Here is a 17,007-nt window from a genome sequence, read left to right as displayed (position 1 = left end):
TCTTTTTTTCGGCGGCAAAACGCGGGTAAAATGGTCCGGAAACGGATTTGACACGTTTTGCCCTGTAGCATAGACTAGCTGTAGAGAGGGTTAGACAGAGTACGTTTGGAAGCCGCCAAACAGAGAACGGAGGCAATACGTTGCATTGGGATTTTAGGCAATGGAACCATATTTTCAAGCTGGACCCGGACAAGGATATCTCGGACGAGCTTCTCGACAAGGTATGTCTTTCGGGCACGGACGCGATTATTGTAGGAGGCTCCTCAGGCGTCACGTTCGATAACACGGTCGATTTGCTGTCCCGCATTCGCCGTTACGAGGTACCCTGCGCGCTGGAAGTATCGGATCGGGAAGCGATTGTGCCGGGATTTGATTTCTTTTTCATTCCGATGGTGCTCAACTCCCGCAATCCGGAATGGATTATAGGCCAGCATCACCGGGCGCTGCGCGAATACGGAGCCGTTATGGACTGGAATCAGGTCGTCACGGAAGGGTACGTCATGTTGAACGAACAGTCTACGGCGGCGCGCATTACCGAAGCAGACACCGGGCTGGATGCGAAAGATACGGAAGCTTACGCCCGTCTGGCGGACCGGCTGCTTCGCTGCGGCATTTTCTATATGGAATACAGCGGCACGTTCGGCGATATGGCTCTGGTTGCGCGAATCCGCGAGGTATTGAAGGATGCGCGGCTGTTTTACGGCGGCGGCATCGACAACCCGGACAAGGCGTACCGGGCGGCGCAAGCGGCGCATACCGTCATTGTTGGCAATGCGATATACGAACAGCCGGAGCTTGCTCTTGCCACCGTGCAGGCGGTAAGGGAAGCCAGAGAAGCCGGCAATCGCGAGTAGAAAGGAACGATGAACACAATGAATGAAACCATCGATATATTTGCATCGATAGATACGCTGAACCCTCAGCAAAAGAAAGCCGTCGAAACCGTCGACGGGCCTTTGCTCATTATGGCCGGAGCGGGCAGCGGCAAGACCCGCGTGCTGACGCACCGGATCGCTTATTTGATCGCTACGCGCAAGGCGGCGCCGTGGAGCATTCTGGCCATCACCTTCACCAACAAAGCGGCCCGCGAAATGCAGGAGCGCGTCGGCAAGCTGGTCGGCCCGGGCGGTCAGGACATCTGGGTATCCACGTTCCACTCGATGTGCGTGCGCATCTTGCGCAGAGACATCTCCCGTATCGGTTTCTCCTCCAACTTCACGATTCTCGATTCGGGCGATCAGTTGTCCGTGGTCAAGAACTGCATGAAGGAGCTGAACATCGACTCCAAGAAATTCGAGCCCAAAGCGGTTCAAGCCGCCATCAGCACGGCCAAGAACGAGCTCAAGACGCCGGAGATGCTGGAGAACCTGATCGGCGATTATTTCGACGGTATTGTCGCCCGCGTCTTCAAGCTGTACCAGAAGAAGCTGAAGATGAACAACTCGCTCGACTTCGACGATTTGATTATGACGACGATTCAACTGTTTAAAGAAGTGCCGGAAGTGCTCGATTTCTACCAAAATAAATTCCAATATATCCATGTCGACGAATACCAGGATACGAACCGTGCGCAGTACATGCTCTGCCTGATGCTGGCGGACAAGCACAAGCGCATTTGCGTCGTAGGGGACAGCGACCAGTCGATTTACCGCTGGCGCGGCGCCGACATTACCAACATCCTCAATTTCGAGAAGGATTATCCTAACGCGACGACGATTTTGCTGGAGCAAAATTACCGTTCGACCTCGAATATTTTGAACGCGGCCAACAAGGTCATTGCCAACAATATGGGACGCAAAGCGAAAAATTTGTGGACCAGCAAAGACGAGGGCAGCAAAATTCGTCTGTATCAGGCGGATTCGGAACACGAAGAAGGGTATTTTATTACTAATGAAATTAATAAAAATGTAAAAGGCGGCAAACGTTTCAGCGATCACGCGATCTTGTATCGCACCAACGCCCAGTCCCGGGTTATAGAGGAAATTTTGATCAAATCGGACATTCCTTACCAGATTGTCGGCGGCATCAAGTTCTACGACCGCAAAGAGATCAAGGACATTCTCGCTTATTTGCGGCTGATTTCCAATCCGGACGACGATATCAGCTTTGCGCGCGTCGTCAATGTACCCAAGCGGGGCATCGGCGACACGACGGTGGACCGGCTGGGGGATGCCGCCGGCAGAAGAGGCATATCGCTGTTCGCTATGCTGGAGGGAGTGGACGGTTTGGAGATCGGTACCAAGGCGAAGCATGCCTTGTCCGATTTCCGAGAGATGATCGATAACCTGAACCGGATGGTCGAATATTTGTCGGTGACCGAGCTGACGGAAAAATTGCTTGAGCTGACCGGCTACCGCCTTGAGCTGCAGCGCGAGAAAACGATCGAATCGACGGCGCGGCTGGAAAACATCGACGAATTCCTGTCCGTGACGATGGACTTCGAGAAGCGCAACGAGGACAAATCGCTCGTTTCGTTCCTGACCGATCTGGCGCTGATCGCCGACATCGATTCGATGAATGACGCTGCCGAAGCGGCCGCGGATGCGAACGATTCCGTCGTGCTGATGACGATGCACAGCGCCAAAGGGCTGGAGTTTCCCGTCGTCTTCATCATCGGTATGGAAGAGGGCGTATTCCCGCACAGCCGCGCTTCCAACGACAACGAGGAGCTCGAAGAGGAGCGCCGCCTCGCCTATGTCGGCATTACGCGCGCGGAACAGGAGCTGTTCCTCACATGCGCCAGAATGCGCACGCTGTTCGGGCGCACGAATATGAACGCTCCGTCGCGGTTCTTGACGGAGATTCCGGAGGAGCTGCTCGAGGTGGCCTCCCCTGGCGGCACGATCGGCGGCCGCTCCGGCGGCTCCTGGGGCAGCCGCGAAGGGCGCTATGGCTCAAGCGGCAGCTTCGGCTCCTCGAGCGGCGGCTTCATGAGCTCGTCGCAAGCCGGCCGCGCCGCGGGATTCCGCCCGACGGCGGGCGGAGCGGGAGCCGCCGCTGCCGGAGCCGCGCGTCCTGCTCCGGCGGCCTCTGCCGCCGCCGGAGCGGCGAAGCCGGTGGGCGATTACAAGATGGGCGATAAAGTCGCCCACGGCAAGTGGGGCACCGGCGTCGTCGTAGCGATCAAAGGCTCCGGCGACGATACGGAGCTGCAGATCGCCTTCCCGGCGCCGGTCGGCGTCAAGCGATTGCTGGCCAAATTCGCTCCGATTACCAAGGAAGGCTAAACCGATTAGCCTGCCGACTTACGATTTCTATTTTTGGAGAGGACGGTTTTCTTTATATGACGGATGCTCTGCAGGCCATGAAAGCCCTCATCGAAGAAATCAATCATCACAACTACTTGTACTATACGCTCGATCAGCCCGGCATCGCCGATGCGGATTACGACAAGCTGTACGACAAGCTCGTAGCTATGGAGCGGGAGACCGGCATCGTGCTGCCCGATTCCCCTACAGGCCGGGTCGGCGACCAACTGCTCAAGGGCTTTGACGAGCATAAGCACAGAGCAAGGCTGTGGAGCCTTGATAAAGCGCAAAACCATGAGGACTTAACGGCCTGGCACACGCGCGCCGCCAAGCTGGTGAACGATTATAACACCCGCAACCCGGAGAATCCGCTCCCTCCGCTGTCTTTTGTCGTGGAGTTGAAATTCGACGGGCTGACTTTGAATTTGACCTATGAGCACGGGCGGCTCGTTCAGGCTGCTACCCGTGGCAACGGCGTTGTCGGCGAAGGTATCCTCGCTCAGGTCAAGACGATCAAGTCGGTTCCCCTGACGATCCCGTATACGGACGGAGTGATTGAGGTTCAGGGCGAAGGGATCATGAACCTGTCCGTGCTGGAGGCTTACAATCAGACGGCCGCGGAGCCGCTTAAGAACGCCCGGAATGCCGCGGCGGGCGCTCTGCGCAACCTGAACCCGAAAGTGACCGCAGAACGGAAATTAAACGCATATTTCTATAACATAGGCTATACCGACGGTTTAACGTTTGCCGATCATCGGGAGATGGTCGAGTTTTTGCGCGAGAACCGGTTCCGTATCAGCCCGTTCGTGCGCTACTTCGATTCTATCGAGGAAGTTGCTCAGGAACTGGACGCCGTCGTATCCATGCGCAACACATTCGATTTTCTGATCGATGGGCTGGTAGTCAAAGTCAGCGATATGCGCACCCGCGAGGCGCTCGGGTATACGGATAAATTTCCGCGCTGGGCCGTCGCATTCAAGTTCGAAGCGGAGGAAGCGATCACAACGCTGCAGTCGGTTTCATGGGAGGTCGGCCGCACCGGCAAGATCACTCCTGTCGCCAAGGTCGAACCGGTCGATATCGCCGGTGTGACGGTGCAGAACTGTACGCTGAACAATATCGGCGACATCGAGCGGAAAAACTTAAAGCATGCGCTCGGCAGCCAAGTGTACATTCGCCGCTCCAACGACGTCATCCCCGAAATATTGGGAAAAGTGACGGAGGAACAGGATGGCGAAGAGATCGTCTTTCCCGAGCAGTGCCCTTCCTGCGGCTCGCCGCTTGAGCTGAAGGGCGCTCACCTGTTCTGTCTGAACCGGCTGGAATGCCGTCCGCAGCTGATCGGCCGTATTACTCATTTCGCCTCGAGGGACGCGATGGATATCGAGACGTTCAGCATCATGACTGCGGAGCAGCTGTATCAGGAGCTGGGCGTGCGCGATCCGGCCGATCTGTACGGTTTGACCTTCGACGATCTGATCAAGCTGGAGCGCTTCGGCGAGAAGAAAGCGAACAACCTGCTGGCCGCCTTCGAAAAAAGCAAGCAGTGCGACCTCGCGTCCTTCCTGTTCGCGCTCGGCATTCCGAATACGGGCAAAACGACGACCAAGGTGCTGGCCGATCATTACCGCAGTCTGGATAAGCTGATGGAGGCGACGGCCGAAGAGCTGGTCCTATTACAGGATATCGGCGACATCGTGGCCGACAGCATCGTGAGCTTTTTCCGCGATCCGGTCATGCAGCGCAGCATCGAACGGCTGCTTCAAGCCGGAGTGAATCCGGTCAGCGAAGAAGCGCCGGTCATTATGAATGCAGAAAATCCATTTTTTGGCAAAACAATCGTACTGACCGGAACGCTCTCTTCCATGAGCCGCGATGAAGCCGCTAAAAAGCTGGAAGCATTGGGCGCCAAAATCACCGGCAGCGTCTCCAAAAAGACGGATATTGTCGTTGCGGGAGAAAGCGCCGGCAGCAAGCTGACCAAGGCGCAGCAGCTAGGCATTCGCATCATTGACGACGAACAGGAGCTGCTTCAGCTGCTGAACGGATAAAGATAAGGGAAGAAGGCAAGCTGCTGCTTGCCTTCTTTGCTCTGAAAGGCGCAGTTTAAAGCGACGGTTGTTTAACACGTATCTTCGAAATGGCGCTCTAGGCGATGTCACTGGTTAATATTGCTTAGTCGATGAAAGGTCTTAGTTATGCTAACGCCTGCTTTGCATGTGGCATAAACATTATTTGGCGAATATTCGGCTTTTATAAAAGAACGAGGAGGCGTAAATCGGATGCTTCATATTGTTAATGGGGACGGATTCGGTTCGATCTTGCAGGCGAGCGGCATGGAAGGTGAGATTCTTGTTTGGCGGGAGTCGTTGTATGAAGGACCGATATCGGCAGACTTGACGAATGAGGCCGCATTGGAAGCGCGTCTTCGTTATTTTGCGGAACGGGGAGTGCCGGAAGCGCTGTTCCGGTCCTATACCGATTCCCAGGAAGAGGCGCTAAGGCTAATCGCCCAGCACGACAAAGTAATACTATGGTTTGAATACGATCTGTTCGATCAGTCGATGCTGATTTATTTGCTGATGCGACTGCGGCAATATCGCGAGATGTGGGCAGGAAAGACGCGTCTTTTTTTATTGTGCATAGATTCGTTTCCGGGAGTGCATCCTTTTAAAGGGCTTGGACAGCTGTCTTCGGACCAGGCACGCAGCTTGGCCGGCACATGGCAACCTATTACGGACGAACAGCTTGAGCTTGGCTCGCGGGCATGGCTTGCTTATGCGTCTGATGATCCCCGCGCGGTTGTAGAGCTGCTGCATGAGGATACATCCGCCCTGCCGTTCGTATCCAGAGCAATGGAGCATCATCTTGAGCGGTTTCCATCTGTATCGAACGGCCTAAATAGGGTCGAGCAGCTCACGCTGGAGGCTGTGCATGGAGGTGCGACGCGTATTGATTCGCTTTTTCGCCAAATCTCGGAACAGACGCTTGATTATGGGATGGGCGACTTGCAGTACTGGGGGTATTTACGCTCGCTTAACCAAGGACCATCTCCAATGATACGGATCGATGGACCGGCGCTTCCCCGTTATGATCAGAATGGCCCTATAAAGTTTGAGGCATGGTGTCTGACGATGACGGATTTTGGGGTCGAAGTGATGGCATCCGAGAAGGATGCAGTGCTTAGCAATGGTATCGACCGGTGGCTCGGCGGGGTGCATCTGCAGGGGAAACATCGGGTGTGGCGCTGGGACACGGAGAGTCAGTCTCTGATCCGAAAAAAAGTTTAAAATAATAGTTGCATTCACTGCCCGGTTTGTGGTACATTACTTTTTGTCGCCGCTGACGGTCGCAAGATCGACAAGAGACGACAGCAACAAAAAGAAAATAAAAAAGAAGTTGCAAAAGGTTGTCCGATGTGATAAGATAAGATCTTGTCACGGTGAAACAAATGACAAATTAATGCAACGAAAGCTCTTTGAAAACTGAACAAATGATGTTGAACGCTAGCAGCAATACAATTGCAATTTTGAGCTTAAGACAAGCTCTGTTATAACGAAAGGTGCTTCGGCATCGGTCGTACTTTAATGGAGAGTTTGATCCTGGCTCAGGACGAACGCTGGCGGCGTGCCTAATACATGCAAGTCGAGCGGACTGTTCCTTCGGGAACAGTTAGCGGCGGACGGGTGAGTAACACGTAGGCAACCTGCCTGTAAGATCGGGATAACTATCGGAAACGATAGCTAAGACCGGATAGCTGGTCTTCTCGCATGAGGGGATCATGAAACACGGGGTAACCTGTGGCTTACGGATGGGCCTGCGGCGCATTAGCTAGTTGGTAGGGTAACGGCCTACCAAGGCGACGATGCGTAGCCGACCTGAGAGGGTGATCGGCCACACTGGGACTGAGACACGGCCCAGACTCCTACGGGAGGCAGCAGTAGGGAATCTTCCGCAATGGACGCAAGTCTGACGGAGCAACGCCGCGTGAGTGATGAAGGTTTTCGGATCGTAAAGCTCTGTTGCCAGGGAAGAACGCCTTAGAGAGTAACTGCTCTAAGGGTGACGGTACCTGAGAAGAAAGCCCCGGCTAACTACGTGCCAGCAGCCGCGGTAATACGTAGGGGGCAAGCGTTGTCCGGAATTATTGGGCGTAAAGCGCGCGCAGGCGGTCATTTAAGTTTGGTGTTTAAGCCCGGGGCTCAACCCCGGATCGCACTGAAAACTGGGTGACTTGAGTGCGGGAGAGGAAAGTGGAATTCCACGTGTAGCGGTGAAATGCGTAGAGATGTGGAGGAACACCAGTGGCGAAGGCGACTTTCTGGACCGTAACTGACGCTGAGGCGCGAAAGCGTGGGGAGCAAACAGGATTAGATACCCTGGTAGTCCACGCCGTAAACGATGAGTGCTAGGTGTTAGGGGTTTCGATACCCTTGGTGCCGAAGTCAACACAGTAAGCACTCCGCCTGGGGAGTACGCTCGCAAGAGTGAAACTCAAAGGAATTGACGGGGACCCGCACAAGCAGTGGAGTATGTGGTTTAATTCGAAGCAACGCGAAGAACCTTACCAGGTCTTGACATCCCGATGAAACACCTAGAGATAGGTGCCCTCTTCGGAGCATTGGAGACAGGTGGTGCATGGTTGTCGTCAGCTCGTGTCGTGAGATGTTGGGTTAAGTCCCGCAACGAGCGCAACCCTTGACTTTAGTTGCCAGCATTTCGGATGGGCACTCTAGAGTGACTGCCGGTGACAAACCGGAGGAAGGCGGGGATGACGTCAAATCATCATGCCCCTTATGACCTGGGCTACACACGTACTACAATGGCCGGTACAACGGGAAGCGAAGGAGCGATCTGGAGCGAATCTTTAGAAGCCGGTCTCAGTTCGGATTGCAGGCTGCAACTCGCCTGCATGAAGTCGGAATTGCTAGTAATCGCGGATCAGCATGCCGCGGTGAATACGTTCCCGGGTCTTGTACACACCGCCCGTCACACCACGAGAGTTTACAACACCCGAAGTCGGTGGGGTAACCCGCAAGGGGGCCAGCCGCCGAAGGTGGGGTAGATGATTGGGGTGAAGTCGTAACAAGGTAGCCGTATCGGAAGGTGCGGCTGGATCACCTCCTTTCTATGGAGTCCATGATGACTGTAGGTCATCGGACATATTAAGCGTTCAACATTCATTTGTTCAGTTTTGATGGAGTTTTCCATCAATATGGGGCCATAGCTCAGCTGGGAGAGCGCCTGCCTTGCAAGCAGGAGGTCAGCGGTTCGATCCCGCTTGGCTCCACCAATAATGCAATACGATTGTTCCTTGAAAACTAGATAACGAAACGAAATGCGTAGAGCAATACAACGTGTATTAGCATGGTTAAGCTAATAAGAGCACACGGAGGATGCCTAGGCGCTAGGAGCCGAAGAAGGACGTGGCGAACGACGAAATCGCCTCGGGGAGCCGTAAGCAGGCTTTGATCCGGGGATATCCGAATGGGGGAACCCAGCTGAGGTAATTCTCAGTTACTCACATCTGAATACATAGGGTGTGCAGAGGCATACGAGGGGAACTGAAACATCTAAGTACCCTCAGGAGAAGAAAACAAAAGTGATTCCGTCAGTAGCGGCGAGCGAAAGCGGAACAGCCCAAACCAGAGGGCTTGCTCTCTGGGGTTGTGGGACGTCAACATAGGTGCAGCAGGGTAGACGAAGCGGTCTGGAAAGGCCGGCCATAGAAGGTAAAAGCCCTGTAATTGAAATTCTGCGAACACCTTAGACGGATCCCGAGTACCGCGAGACACGTGAAACCTCGTGGGAAGCAGGCAGGACCATCTGCCAAGGCTAAATACTCCCTAGCGACCGATAGTGAAGCAGTACCGTGAGGGAAAGGTGAAAAGAACCGCGGGAGCGGAGTGAAATAGAACCTGAAACCGTGTGCTTACAAGAAGTCAGAGCCCGTTAATGGGTGATGGCGTGCCTTTTGTAGAATGAACCGGCGAGTTACGTTCCCGTGCAAGGTTAAGGTGAAGAGCCGAAGCCGCAGCGAAAGCGAGTCTGAATAGGGCGACGAAGTACGTGGGCGTAGACCCGAAACCGTGTGATCTACCCCTGTCCAGGGTGAAGGTGCGGTAACACGCACTGGAGGCCCGAACCCACGAATGTTGAAAAATTCGGGGATGAGGTGGGGGTAGCGGAGAAATTCCAATCGAACTCGGAGATAGCTGGTTCTCCCCGAAATAGCTTTAGGGCTAGCCTCGGGAGATGAGTAGTGGAGGTAAAGCACTGATTGGGTGCGGGGCCCGCCAAGGGTTACCAAGTCCAGTCAAACTCTGAATGCCACATACTTTATCCCGGGAGTCAGACAGTGAGTGCTAAGATCCATTGTCAAGAGGGAAACAGCCCAGACCATCAGCTAAGGTCCCCCAGTGTGTGTTAAGTGGGAAAGGATGTGGAGTTGCGCAGACAACCAGGATGTTGGCTTAGAAGCAGCCACCATTGAAAGAGTGCGTAATAGCTCACTGGTCGAGTGACTCTGCGCCGAAAATGTAACGGGGCTAAACACACCACCGAAGCTATGGATTGTAGATTTTATCTACTCTGGTAGGGGAGCGTTGTATGTAGGTAGAAGGTGTACCGTAAGGAGCGCTGGACAGCATACAAGTGAGAATGCCGGTATGAGTAACGAAAAGATCAGTGAGAATCTGATCCGCCGAAAGCCTAAGGGTTCCTGAGGAAGGCTCGTCCGCTCAGGGTAAGTCGGGACCTAAGGCGAGGCCGAAAGGCGTAGTCGAAGGACAACAGGTTGAAATTCCTGTACCACCGTGAACCGTTATGAGCAATGGGGTGACGCAGAAGGATAGTGACGCGGGCTGATGGATGCCCGTCCAAGCAGAGAGGCTGATGTGTAGGCAAATCCGCACATCGCACAGGCTGGTCTGTGATGGGGAGCGAAAATAACAGTAGCGAAGGTCATGAGTTCAGGCTGCCAAGAAAAGCCTCTAGCCAGGGAGAAGGTGCCCGTACCGCAAACCGACACAGGTAGGCGAGCAGAGCATGCTAAGGCGCGCGGAAGAACTCTCGTTAAGGAACTCGGCAAAATGACCCCGTAACTTCGGGAGAAGGGGTGCCTCGGTAGGGTGAATAGCCCGAGGGGGCCGCAGTGAAAAGGCCCAAGCGACTGTTTAGCAAAAACACAGGTCTGTGCGAAGCCGCAAGGCGAAGTATACGGGCTGACGCCTGCCCGGTGCTGGAAGGTTAAGGGGAGTGGTTAGGGAGCAATCCCGAAGCTATGAACCGAAGCCCCAGTAAACGGCGGCCGTAACTATAACGGTCCTAAGGTAGCGAAATTCCTTGTCAGGTAAATTCTGACCCGCACGAATGGCGTAACGACTTGGGCGCTGTCTCAACGAGAGATCCGGTGAAATTTTAATACCTGTGAAGATGCAGGTTACCCGCGACAAGACGGAAAGACCCCATGGAGCTTTACTGCAGCTTGATATTGGACTTTGGTACGATCTGTACAGGATAGGTGGGAGCCTGAGAAGCATGAGCGCCAGCTTGTGTGGAGGCGACGTTGGGATACCACCCTGATCGTATCGGAGTTCTAACCTGGTACCGTAGATCCGGTATGGGGACAGTGTCAGGTGGGCAGTTTGACTGGGGCGGTCGCCTCCTAAAGTGTAACGGAGGCGCCCCAAGGTTCCCTCAGAATGGTTGGAAATCATTCGAAGAGTGCAAAGGCAGAAGGGAGCTTGACTGCGAGACAAACAGGTCGAGCAGGGACGAAAGTCGGGCTTAGTGATCCGGTGGTACCGAATGGAAGGGCCATCGCTCAACGGATAAAAGCTACCCTGGGGATAACAGGCTTATCTCCCCCAAGAGTCCACATCGACGGGGAGGTTTGGCACCTCGATGTCGGCTCATCGCATCCTGGGGCTGAAGTAGGTCCCAAGGGTTGGGCTGTTCGCCCATTAAAGCGGTACGCGAGCTGGGTTCAGAACGTCGTGAGACAGTTCGGTCCCTATCTGTCGTGGGCGTAGGAAATTTGAGAGGAGCTGTCCTTAGTACGAGAGGACCGGGATGGACGTACCGCTGGTGTACCAGTTGTTCCGCCAGGAGCATGGCTGGATAGCTACGTACGGACGGGATAAGCGCTGAAAGCATCTAAGCGTGAAGCCCCCCTCAAGATGAGATTTCCCAGTAAGTAAGACCCCTTGAAGACGACGAGGTAGATAGGTTCGGGGTGGAAGCGCGGCAACGTGTGGAGCTGACGAATACTAATCGGTCGAGGGCTTAACCAAATTCCCAAGAAAGTGAAGAGAAGCTTCGAAGCTGATTCCAAATACTTTCTCGGGGCCCGGAAACAAACCGGGAAGAACAAATAATCATTGCTCAACAACGCGCACGAGTTTCGTATCTAGTTTTCAAGGAACAACCATTATAGCTTGGAGAGATACCCAAGTGGCTCAAGGGGACCCTCTGCTAAGGGGTTAGACTGCGTAAGTGGTGCGAGGGTTCGAATCCCTCTCTCTCCGTAGTACCTTTCATTAATGTGGCGGCGTAGCTCAGCTGGCTAGAGCGTACGGTTCATACCCGTAAGGTCGGGGGTTCGATCCCCTCTGCCGCTACCATTCCTTCTATAATAATATGGAGGCTTAGCTCAGCTGGGAGAGCATCTGCCTTACAAGCAGAGGGTCGGGGGTTCGATCCCCTCAGCCTCCACCATATACAATTCAATATGCCGTTGTAGCTCAATTGGTAGAGCAACTGACTTGTAATCAGTAGGTTGGGGGTTCAAGTCCTCTCGACGGCACCATGTTTGTCTATCGCGGAGCCGTGGTGTAGAGGCCTAACATGCCTGCCTGTCACGCAGGAGACCGCGGGTTCGAATCCCGTCGGCTCCGCCATTTTTTTTGCCCAAAAATGCATATGCGAGGCAGCGAATTGTCTGTCATAAACTGCAGTTCATTTGGACAATCTAATTACATACGGCTCGGTAGCTCAGTCGGTAGAGCAGAGGACTGAAAATCCTCGTGTCGGCGGTTCGATTCCGTCCCGAGCCACCATTGGCTTATTGCTTCAATAGAAGCGAATAGCCGCAAATATGGAGGCTTAGCGAAGTGGCCAAACGCAGCAGACTGTAAATCTGTTCTCTGACGAGTTCGGTGGTTCGAATCCATCAGCCTCCACCATGTATCTTGAGTCATTAGCTCAGTTGGTAGAGCACCTGACTTTTAATCAGGGTGTCGTAGGTTCGAATCCTACATGACTCACTTTTAACGACTGTAGAGGGACCTTCCCGGGTCTCTTTTTTTGTTGCTTGACGAAAAAATGAGCAGATCCTGAAGATCTGCCCTGCCATTTAGCTCCAAGCTTAGGCTCATAGATTCATTTTGTCTTGAACGGATCGAAGCTTTTGCTGGATGGATGCCTGCTGATCTCGGCGGTCATCGATTTTGATGGATGTGGATACACGCTGAGCCCCATGCTGGAAAGGCACCTCATGAAGACGGCGAATGATGGTCATCAGATCGTCCAGTTCGCCTTCGATCATCGTGCTCATGGCGGTCATTTCATAATGGACGGGCTCTTCCGCCTGCTCCAGTACCTTCTGGATATCGGCGACGTATTGGCTAAGACTTGTTGTCGCCGTCCCGATAGGAATAATAGTGAATTCTACGATAGCCATTGCCGCAAATCCTCCTTGTTATCATCAATTCTTGCCCTTCTATTGTTCTATTGTACGGTTTATGCCCTGTTTCATCAATGAAAAGAAGCCTCTTGCCGCGGTTGCGGGGGAGAGGCGATAAACTACAGCTCGAGGCGTGCGCCCTTGGCTATAATATAGTCTGCGGTACGTGCGGCAAGCGCCATGACGGTATTCGTCGGGTTACCGCCGCCGGAGGTGACGAAGATGCTGGCATCGCAAATGAATAAGTTGGGAATATCATGGGTTTGACCGTAAGAGTTAACGACGGATGCGGTAGGGTCATCGCCCATTCGACAGCCGCCCATCAGATGCGCCGTGTCGGGTACGATAATCTCCGGTTTGCCGCCGGCCGCCTCCAGAATGGAGTTCATGGTGCCTACGGCATGGTCGATCAACCGGCGGTCGTTATCTCCGTAGCTGAAGGCGACCGTAGCTCGGGGTATGCCGTGTTTGTCTTTTTCATCGCTTAAAGTAACCCGGTTATCCGGATTCGGCAGAACTTCACCGACCATTGTGATGCGTCCGTAATAATTATAGTCCCACATCGTTTCGCGCAATCGAGCTCCCCATACAGGAACGGGGGAAGAACGGGCCACTCCTTTGGCGAAGCCGACAGGACGGGCGCCATGGGCATGCAGCGTGTAACCCCGGACAAAATCCCGTTCGGCGGAGGTTTCATAGAAGTCCTGGGTGCTGGCGAGCACAGGCGTGCCTTTATAAAGGCGAATTTCTTCGTTAAATTTGGCATAGACGTCATGGCTGCTGTGGGTCATAATCCCTTTGCCTACCCAGCCGCTGCTGTTGGCCAGCCCGTCCGGAAACTGAGCGTTGGCCGAATGAAGCAGAAGCCGCGGAGTTTCGACGACAAAGGCGGACAGGATAACCAGGCGTGCGCGCTGCTCATATGACTTTCCTTCATGAGTGAACATAACGCCCTCGGCTCTTCCGTCGCGGTTCATGATGATTTGTGTGACCATACAGTCGGCCAGAACTTCCGCCCCCGCCTGCATCGCCTTAGGGATATGTACGATTAACGTGCTGAATTTGGCGTTGGGCATGCAGCCTTGATTACAAAACCCGCGATTGATGCAAGGAGGCCGATCCTCGAACGGAGCCGATAAGATAGCCAAAGGAGTGACGGCCGTGCGGATGCCGAGCTGCTCGCAGCCTTTTTGAAACACGAAAGCGTTCGGACTAAGCCGATCTCTCTCAGGATAAGGATACGGACCATGAAAATTGCCCCACGGAAAATGCCTAGGTCCGGCCACAGCGATTTCTTTCTCGATTTTATCGTAATAAGGAGCCAGATCTTCATAACCTATCGGCCAATCGTCGGCTACGCCGTCACGGGTTTTGGCGAGAAAATCGCTGTCGTGAAAGCGCAGAAAGACGCCGGTAAAATGAACGGTGCCTCCGCCCACGTTTTTTCCCGAGTTATTATGCCCCATCTGCAGAGGATCTTCGCCGGTTACGATCCGGGTATCCTGCCAGCCCAGCTTTTGCATCGACAGCTCGTCGCTCGCAAAATCTTTTTGCGGATTGAGGAACGGGCCCGCATCGAGCATGACGACGCTCATACCGGCTTCGCTCAGCTCCTTGGCCAGCACGCCGCCTGCAGCCCCTGCCCCTACGATGACGACGTCTACGACTTCCCCTTCGTATTTACGCTTCATATTTCGGCTTCGCCTCCCATGGGTCAAGCTGTCCGGGATGCATGCGCACATAGCCTCTCGGATAGGCCGGTCCGCCATAGCCGATTTCCGACCATACACGGGGATGAGAGTAATACGCTTCGGCGGCCAACATAAGCAATCGAAGGAAAAAAGCTTCTTGCGGAACTTGCTTCCATAGTTCGTGCGGCGTGCCGTCCCCGGTGCTGATCGACTCCATGATTTGCCGCTGCCTGTCGTAAGCAAGATGGAAAAAGCGATCGGTGTACAGAAGCTGGCACGATTCGTCCAGCGCGTCCAGACCGATCCGAATGAGTGCTGGGGAAGGAGGAATACCAGGTTTTCGTTCGCTCTCCGTGCCTTGGGACAAGCTTTGGTCGATATGCTCGATGACATATTGGATGATCTCTCCCCGATCGTCATCCATCAGCAGGGAGCACCAGGCACGCAGCATCTCCGCTTCGGTTACTTTCAGAAAGCGATAATCCCCGCCGGTATGAAGGCGGTCGTTGACGAGTTTGCGGGTATTCGGGTCCCATTCATGTTGTGCGGCCATAACATCGTAGGTCGGGTAGTGGCTTTCTTTGTTCATCTGACGGCTACCTCCAATACACAGCTAGTAAGCCTAACGCACAAATAGCGATAAACAGCACGGGAAGAACGACCGGAGGTCCCGTAAGGAAGTTTCTCATGGTCCATCCCCGACTCTTACGCCGACACCGTGAAAATGATAATAAAATCCGGCGGAGCCTATGACCACTCCGAGCCACATTAAGGCGGCGAACAACAGCATCAGCCATTCGGGCCTGACGAAGACAAGAACAATTCCGGTCAAGCTGAATAAGGGAGATGCGATGACGGGTGCCCACATGGATTTATGATGGAAATTTTGCCTGTAATGTGAGAGACTCACCTGAGCTCCGATGGCGACAAACGCAACGGCGACGAATAAGATGAGCACACGGTCGAGGGACCAGTTCACCCAATGCATAGGATATCCTCCATTCGTTTATAGGACGGAATTACTGCACAGACGGCAGCTGCGGAAAGGTCATGGAACCGAAGGGCATGATGGCGACATGTTGAGCACGGCTATGCACGACCTCGTTTACACACTTCTGCAGCTGTTCCGCCGGTAGGATGCCGAGGAGTTCAATTACAGCCGACGGGATGGAGGAATGCAAATAGACGCGGTGCTTGGATAAAATATCGTCCAGATGCAGCAGTTTATGCGCTCCCAGTTGAAACGACTGCTTCAGCTTGGCTACGGCTCGTTCCCGGTCCATTGTTTCGGTCCAGTATTGGAACATGCCGTTGCCGAATATTTCCGGACACTCAGCGGCCATGATGATGGTGCCTCCGGCTTTGGTCATAGAGGAGGCGTTGCGCAGCGCTTTAATGGATTGATACAGCTGCGTATCCTTAGGGTATCCTCCGGGAGAAACGATGGTGACGTCATACGTTTGGGATACCGGAACGAGAAAGCGCGCTGAAGCAAGGCCCACTCCTGTGCGGTGAGCGGCAACGGCATGGCCGGCGACCGCCTCCAAAACCTGACGGTTATGATCGACGACGACATTGAGCAGGAAGTCTGCGGAAATGAACTGAAGCGCTTCTTCCAAATCGCGATGAATCGGATTGTCCGGCTGACCGGGAACGGCTTGGTGGCGCAGCGACAGGCTGTGATTATGCTCGATGCACCGCTGGGACGCTACGCCCGGAATGAGCGCTTTGACGCCCCCGGCAACGCCAACGAGCGCATGAGGCTCGATATTGCCGGTTACCACACGTAAATCGGCCTTGGCTACCGTACGGTTAATTTCGACGGGAGTGCCGGCCGTTGTCGTTCCCAGGTGAATGCAATCCTCCGCATCGGCGGAATGATTATGGACGCGGATGCGCGAGAATACGTCGTCGCCGACAAGCCGCTTCATCTCCTCGCGGGTGTGCTTGCGATGCATCCCCAAGGCGATGACGATGTCGATGGACGTATCGGGAATGCCGCCGCGATTCAGCTCGTCCAGCAGCAGGGGCAGCAGCAAATGGCTCGGACACAGCCTGGTTCCGTCGCTGATCATAACGGCCGCGCTTCGCTTGCCTTGGGCCAGCACGGACAATGCAGGGGTGTCTATCGGGCTGCGCAGGGCATTAAGCACGCGCTGCCGGGAAAGCGAATCGTCCGCCGATTCTTCGTCCGCCCGGTACATAACCCGGTCCGCTCTTTGAACGTCCGGCAAAGTAAAGGGAATCTTAGTTTTACCATAAGGCAGGGAATAAATGCTTTGGCCTCCTTCGCATTAGGATGCGAACAGTTCAATTATTTCCATTAGCCTTGAAAATATCCTCGTTAGACGACTTTGCAAGGGGAAACCGCATGAAGCTTCCG

General features: G+C 54.2%; 9 protein-coding genes, 9 tRNA genes and 2 rRNA genes. 15 read left to right on the top strand and 5 right to left on the bottom strand.

The genetic code is table 11. From position 1 onward, the window contains the following. Positions 1–140: 140 nt before the first annotated feature. From SK3146_RS17775 to SK3146_RS17705, 15 genes are all read left to right on the top strand, one after another. Positions 141–854 carry a heptaprenylglyceryl phosphate synthase gene (locus SK3146_RS17775; RefSeq protein ID WP_249860091.1) on the top strand — a complete coding sequence of 238 codons (714 nt, stop codon included), beginning with the start codon at positions 141–143 and terminating at the stop codon, positions 852–854. A gap of 18 nt (positions 855–872) precedes the next feature. Next, the gene (gene pcrA, locus SK3146_RS17770; protein WP_249866343.1) at positions 873–3,227 is read left to right on the top strand and encodes a DNA helicase PcrA; all 2,355 of its coding nucleotides are present in this window, start codon (positions 873–875) and stop codon (positions 3,225–3,227) included. Between the two features lie 56 nt (positions 3,228–3,283). Further along, the gene (ligA, locus tag SK3146_RS17765) at positions 3,284–5,299 is read left to right on the top strand and encodes an NAD-dependent DNA ligase LigA (protein ID WP_249860090.1); all 2,016 of its coding nucleotides are present in this window, start codon (positions 3,284–3,286) and stop codon (positions 5,297–5,299) included. 231 nt (positions 5,300–5,530) lie between these two features. After that, positions 5,531–6,538: a DUF1835 domain-containing protein gene (locus tag SK3146_RS17760; protein ID WP_249860089.1), complete on the top strand. Its 1,008-nt coding sequence runs from the start codon at positions 5,531–5,533 to the stop codon at positions 6,536–6,538. Positions 6,539–6,832: 294 nt separating this feature from the next. After that, a 16S ribosomal RNA gene (locus SK3146_RS17755) occupies positions 6,833–8,376 on the top strand. An 89-nt stretch (positions 8,377–8,465) separates the two neighbouring features. Further along, positions 8,466–8,541 (top strand) — tRNA-Ala (locus SK3146_RS17750). Positions 8,542–8,617: 76 nt separating this feature from the next. Continuing rightward, positions 8,618–11,542 (top strand): 23S ribosomal RNA (locus SK3146_RS17745). Together the 16S and 23S rRNA genes with 9 tRNA genes alongside form the textbook arrangement of a ribosomal RNA operon. 146 nt (positions 11,543–11,688) lie before the next feature. After that, a tRNA-Ser gene (locus SK3146_RS17740) sits at positions 11,689–11,776 on the top strand. A gap of 19 nt (positions 11,777–11,795) precedes the next feature. Further along, positions 11,796–11,872, top strand: a tRNA-Met gene (locus SK3146_RS17735). A gap of 18 nt (positions 11,873–11,890) precedes the next feature. Continuing rightward, positions 11,891–11,966 (top strand) — tRNA-Val (locus SK3146_RS17730). 15 nt (positions 11,967–11,981) lie between these two features. After that, positions 11,982–12,057, top strand: a tRNA-Thr gene (locus tag SK3146_RS17725). Between the two features lie 14 nt (positions 12,058–12,071). Continuing rightward, positions 12,072–12,148: transfer RNA gene (locus SK3146_RS17720), tRNA-Asp, on the top strand. Between the two features lie 83 nt (positions 12,149–12,231). Further along, a tRNA-Phe gene (locus tag SK3146_RS17715) sits at positions 12,232–12,307 on the top strand. Positions 12,308–12,347: 40 nt separating this feature from the next. After that, positions 12,348–12,433 (top strand) — tRNA-Tyr (locus tag SK3146_RS17710). Between the two features lie 8 nt (positions 12,434–12,441). Then, a tRNA-Lys gene (locus SK3146_RS17705) sits at positions 12,442–12,514 on the top strand. 107 nt (positions 12,515–12,621) lie between these two features. Here SK3146_RS17705 and SK3146_RS17700 read toward each other — a convergent pair. From SK3146_RS17700 to larA, 5 genes are all read right to left on the bottom strand, one after another. Continuing rightward, positions 12,622–12,930 (bottom strand): MTH1187 family thiamine-binding protein, encoded by a 309-nt coding sequence (locus tag SK3146_RS17700; RefSeq protein WP_249860088.1) that lies wholly within the window; start codon positions 12,928–12,930, stop codon positions 12,622–12,624. Positions 12,931–13,052: 122 nt separating this feature from the next. Continuing rightward, positions 13,053–14,624, bottom strand: coding sequence for a GMC family oxidoreductase (locus SK3146_RS17695; protein ID WP_249860087.1), 1,572 nt, complete (start codon positions 14,622–14,624; stop codon positions 13,053–13,055). Beyond that, positions 14,614–15,213 carry a gluconate 2-dehydrogenase subunit 3 family protein gene (locus SK3146_RS17690; protein ID WP_249860086.1) on the bottom strand — a complete coding sequence of 200 codons (600 nt, stop codon included), beginning with the start codon at positions 15,211–15,213 and terminating at the stop codon, positions 14,614–14,616. The genes SK3146_RS17695 and SK3146_RS17690 overlap by 11 nt, the downstream gene beginning before the upstream one ends. A 96-nt stretch (positions 15,214–15,309) precedes the next feature. Then, on the bottom strand, positions 15,310–15,612 hold the full coding sequence (locus SK3146_RS17685) for a hypothetical protein (RefSeq protein WP_349655150.1): 303 nt from the start codon (positions 15,610–15,612) through the stop codon (positions 15,310–15,312). A gap of 31 nt (positions 15,613–15,643) precedes the next feature. Beyond that, a complete protein-coding gene (gene larA, locus SK3146_RS17680; protein ID WP_249860085.1) occupies positions 15,644–16,858 on the bottom strand; it encodes a nickel-dependent lactate racemase family protein in 1,215 nt (404 codons plus the stop codon). Positions 16,859–17,007: the final 149 nt, after the last annotated feature.

Origin of the sequence: Paenibacillus konkukensis, assembly GCF_023523925.1 — a bacterium.
In the GTDB taxonomy this organism is placed as follows: Bacteria; Bacillota; Bacilli; order Paenibacillales; family NBRC-103111; genus Paenibacillus_S; species Paenibacillus_S doosanensis.
Note: the sequence above shows the minus strand (reverse complement) of the source record. Positions and strands in the feature narration are given on the sequence as shown.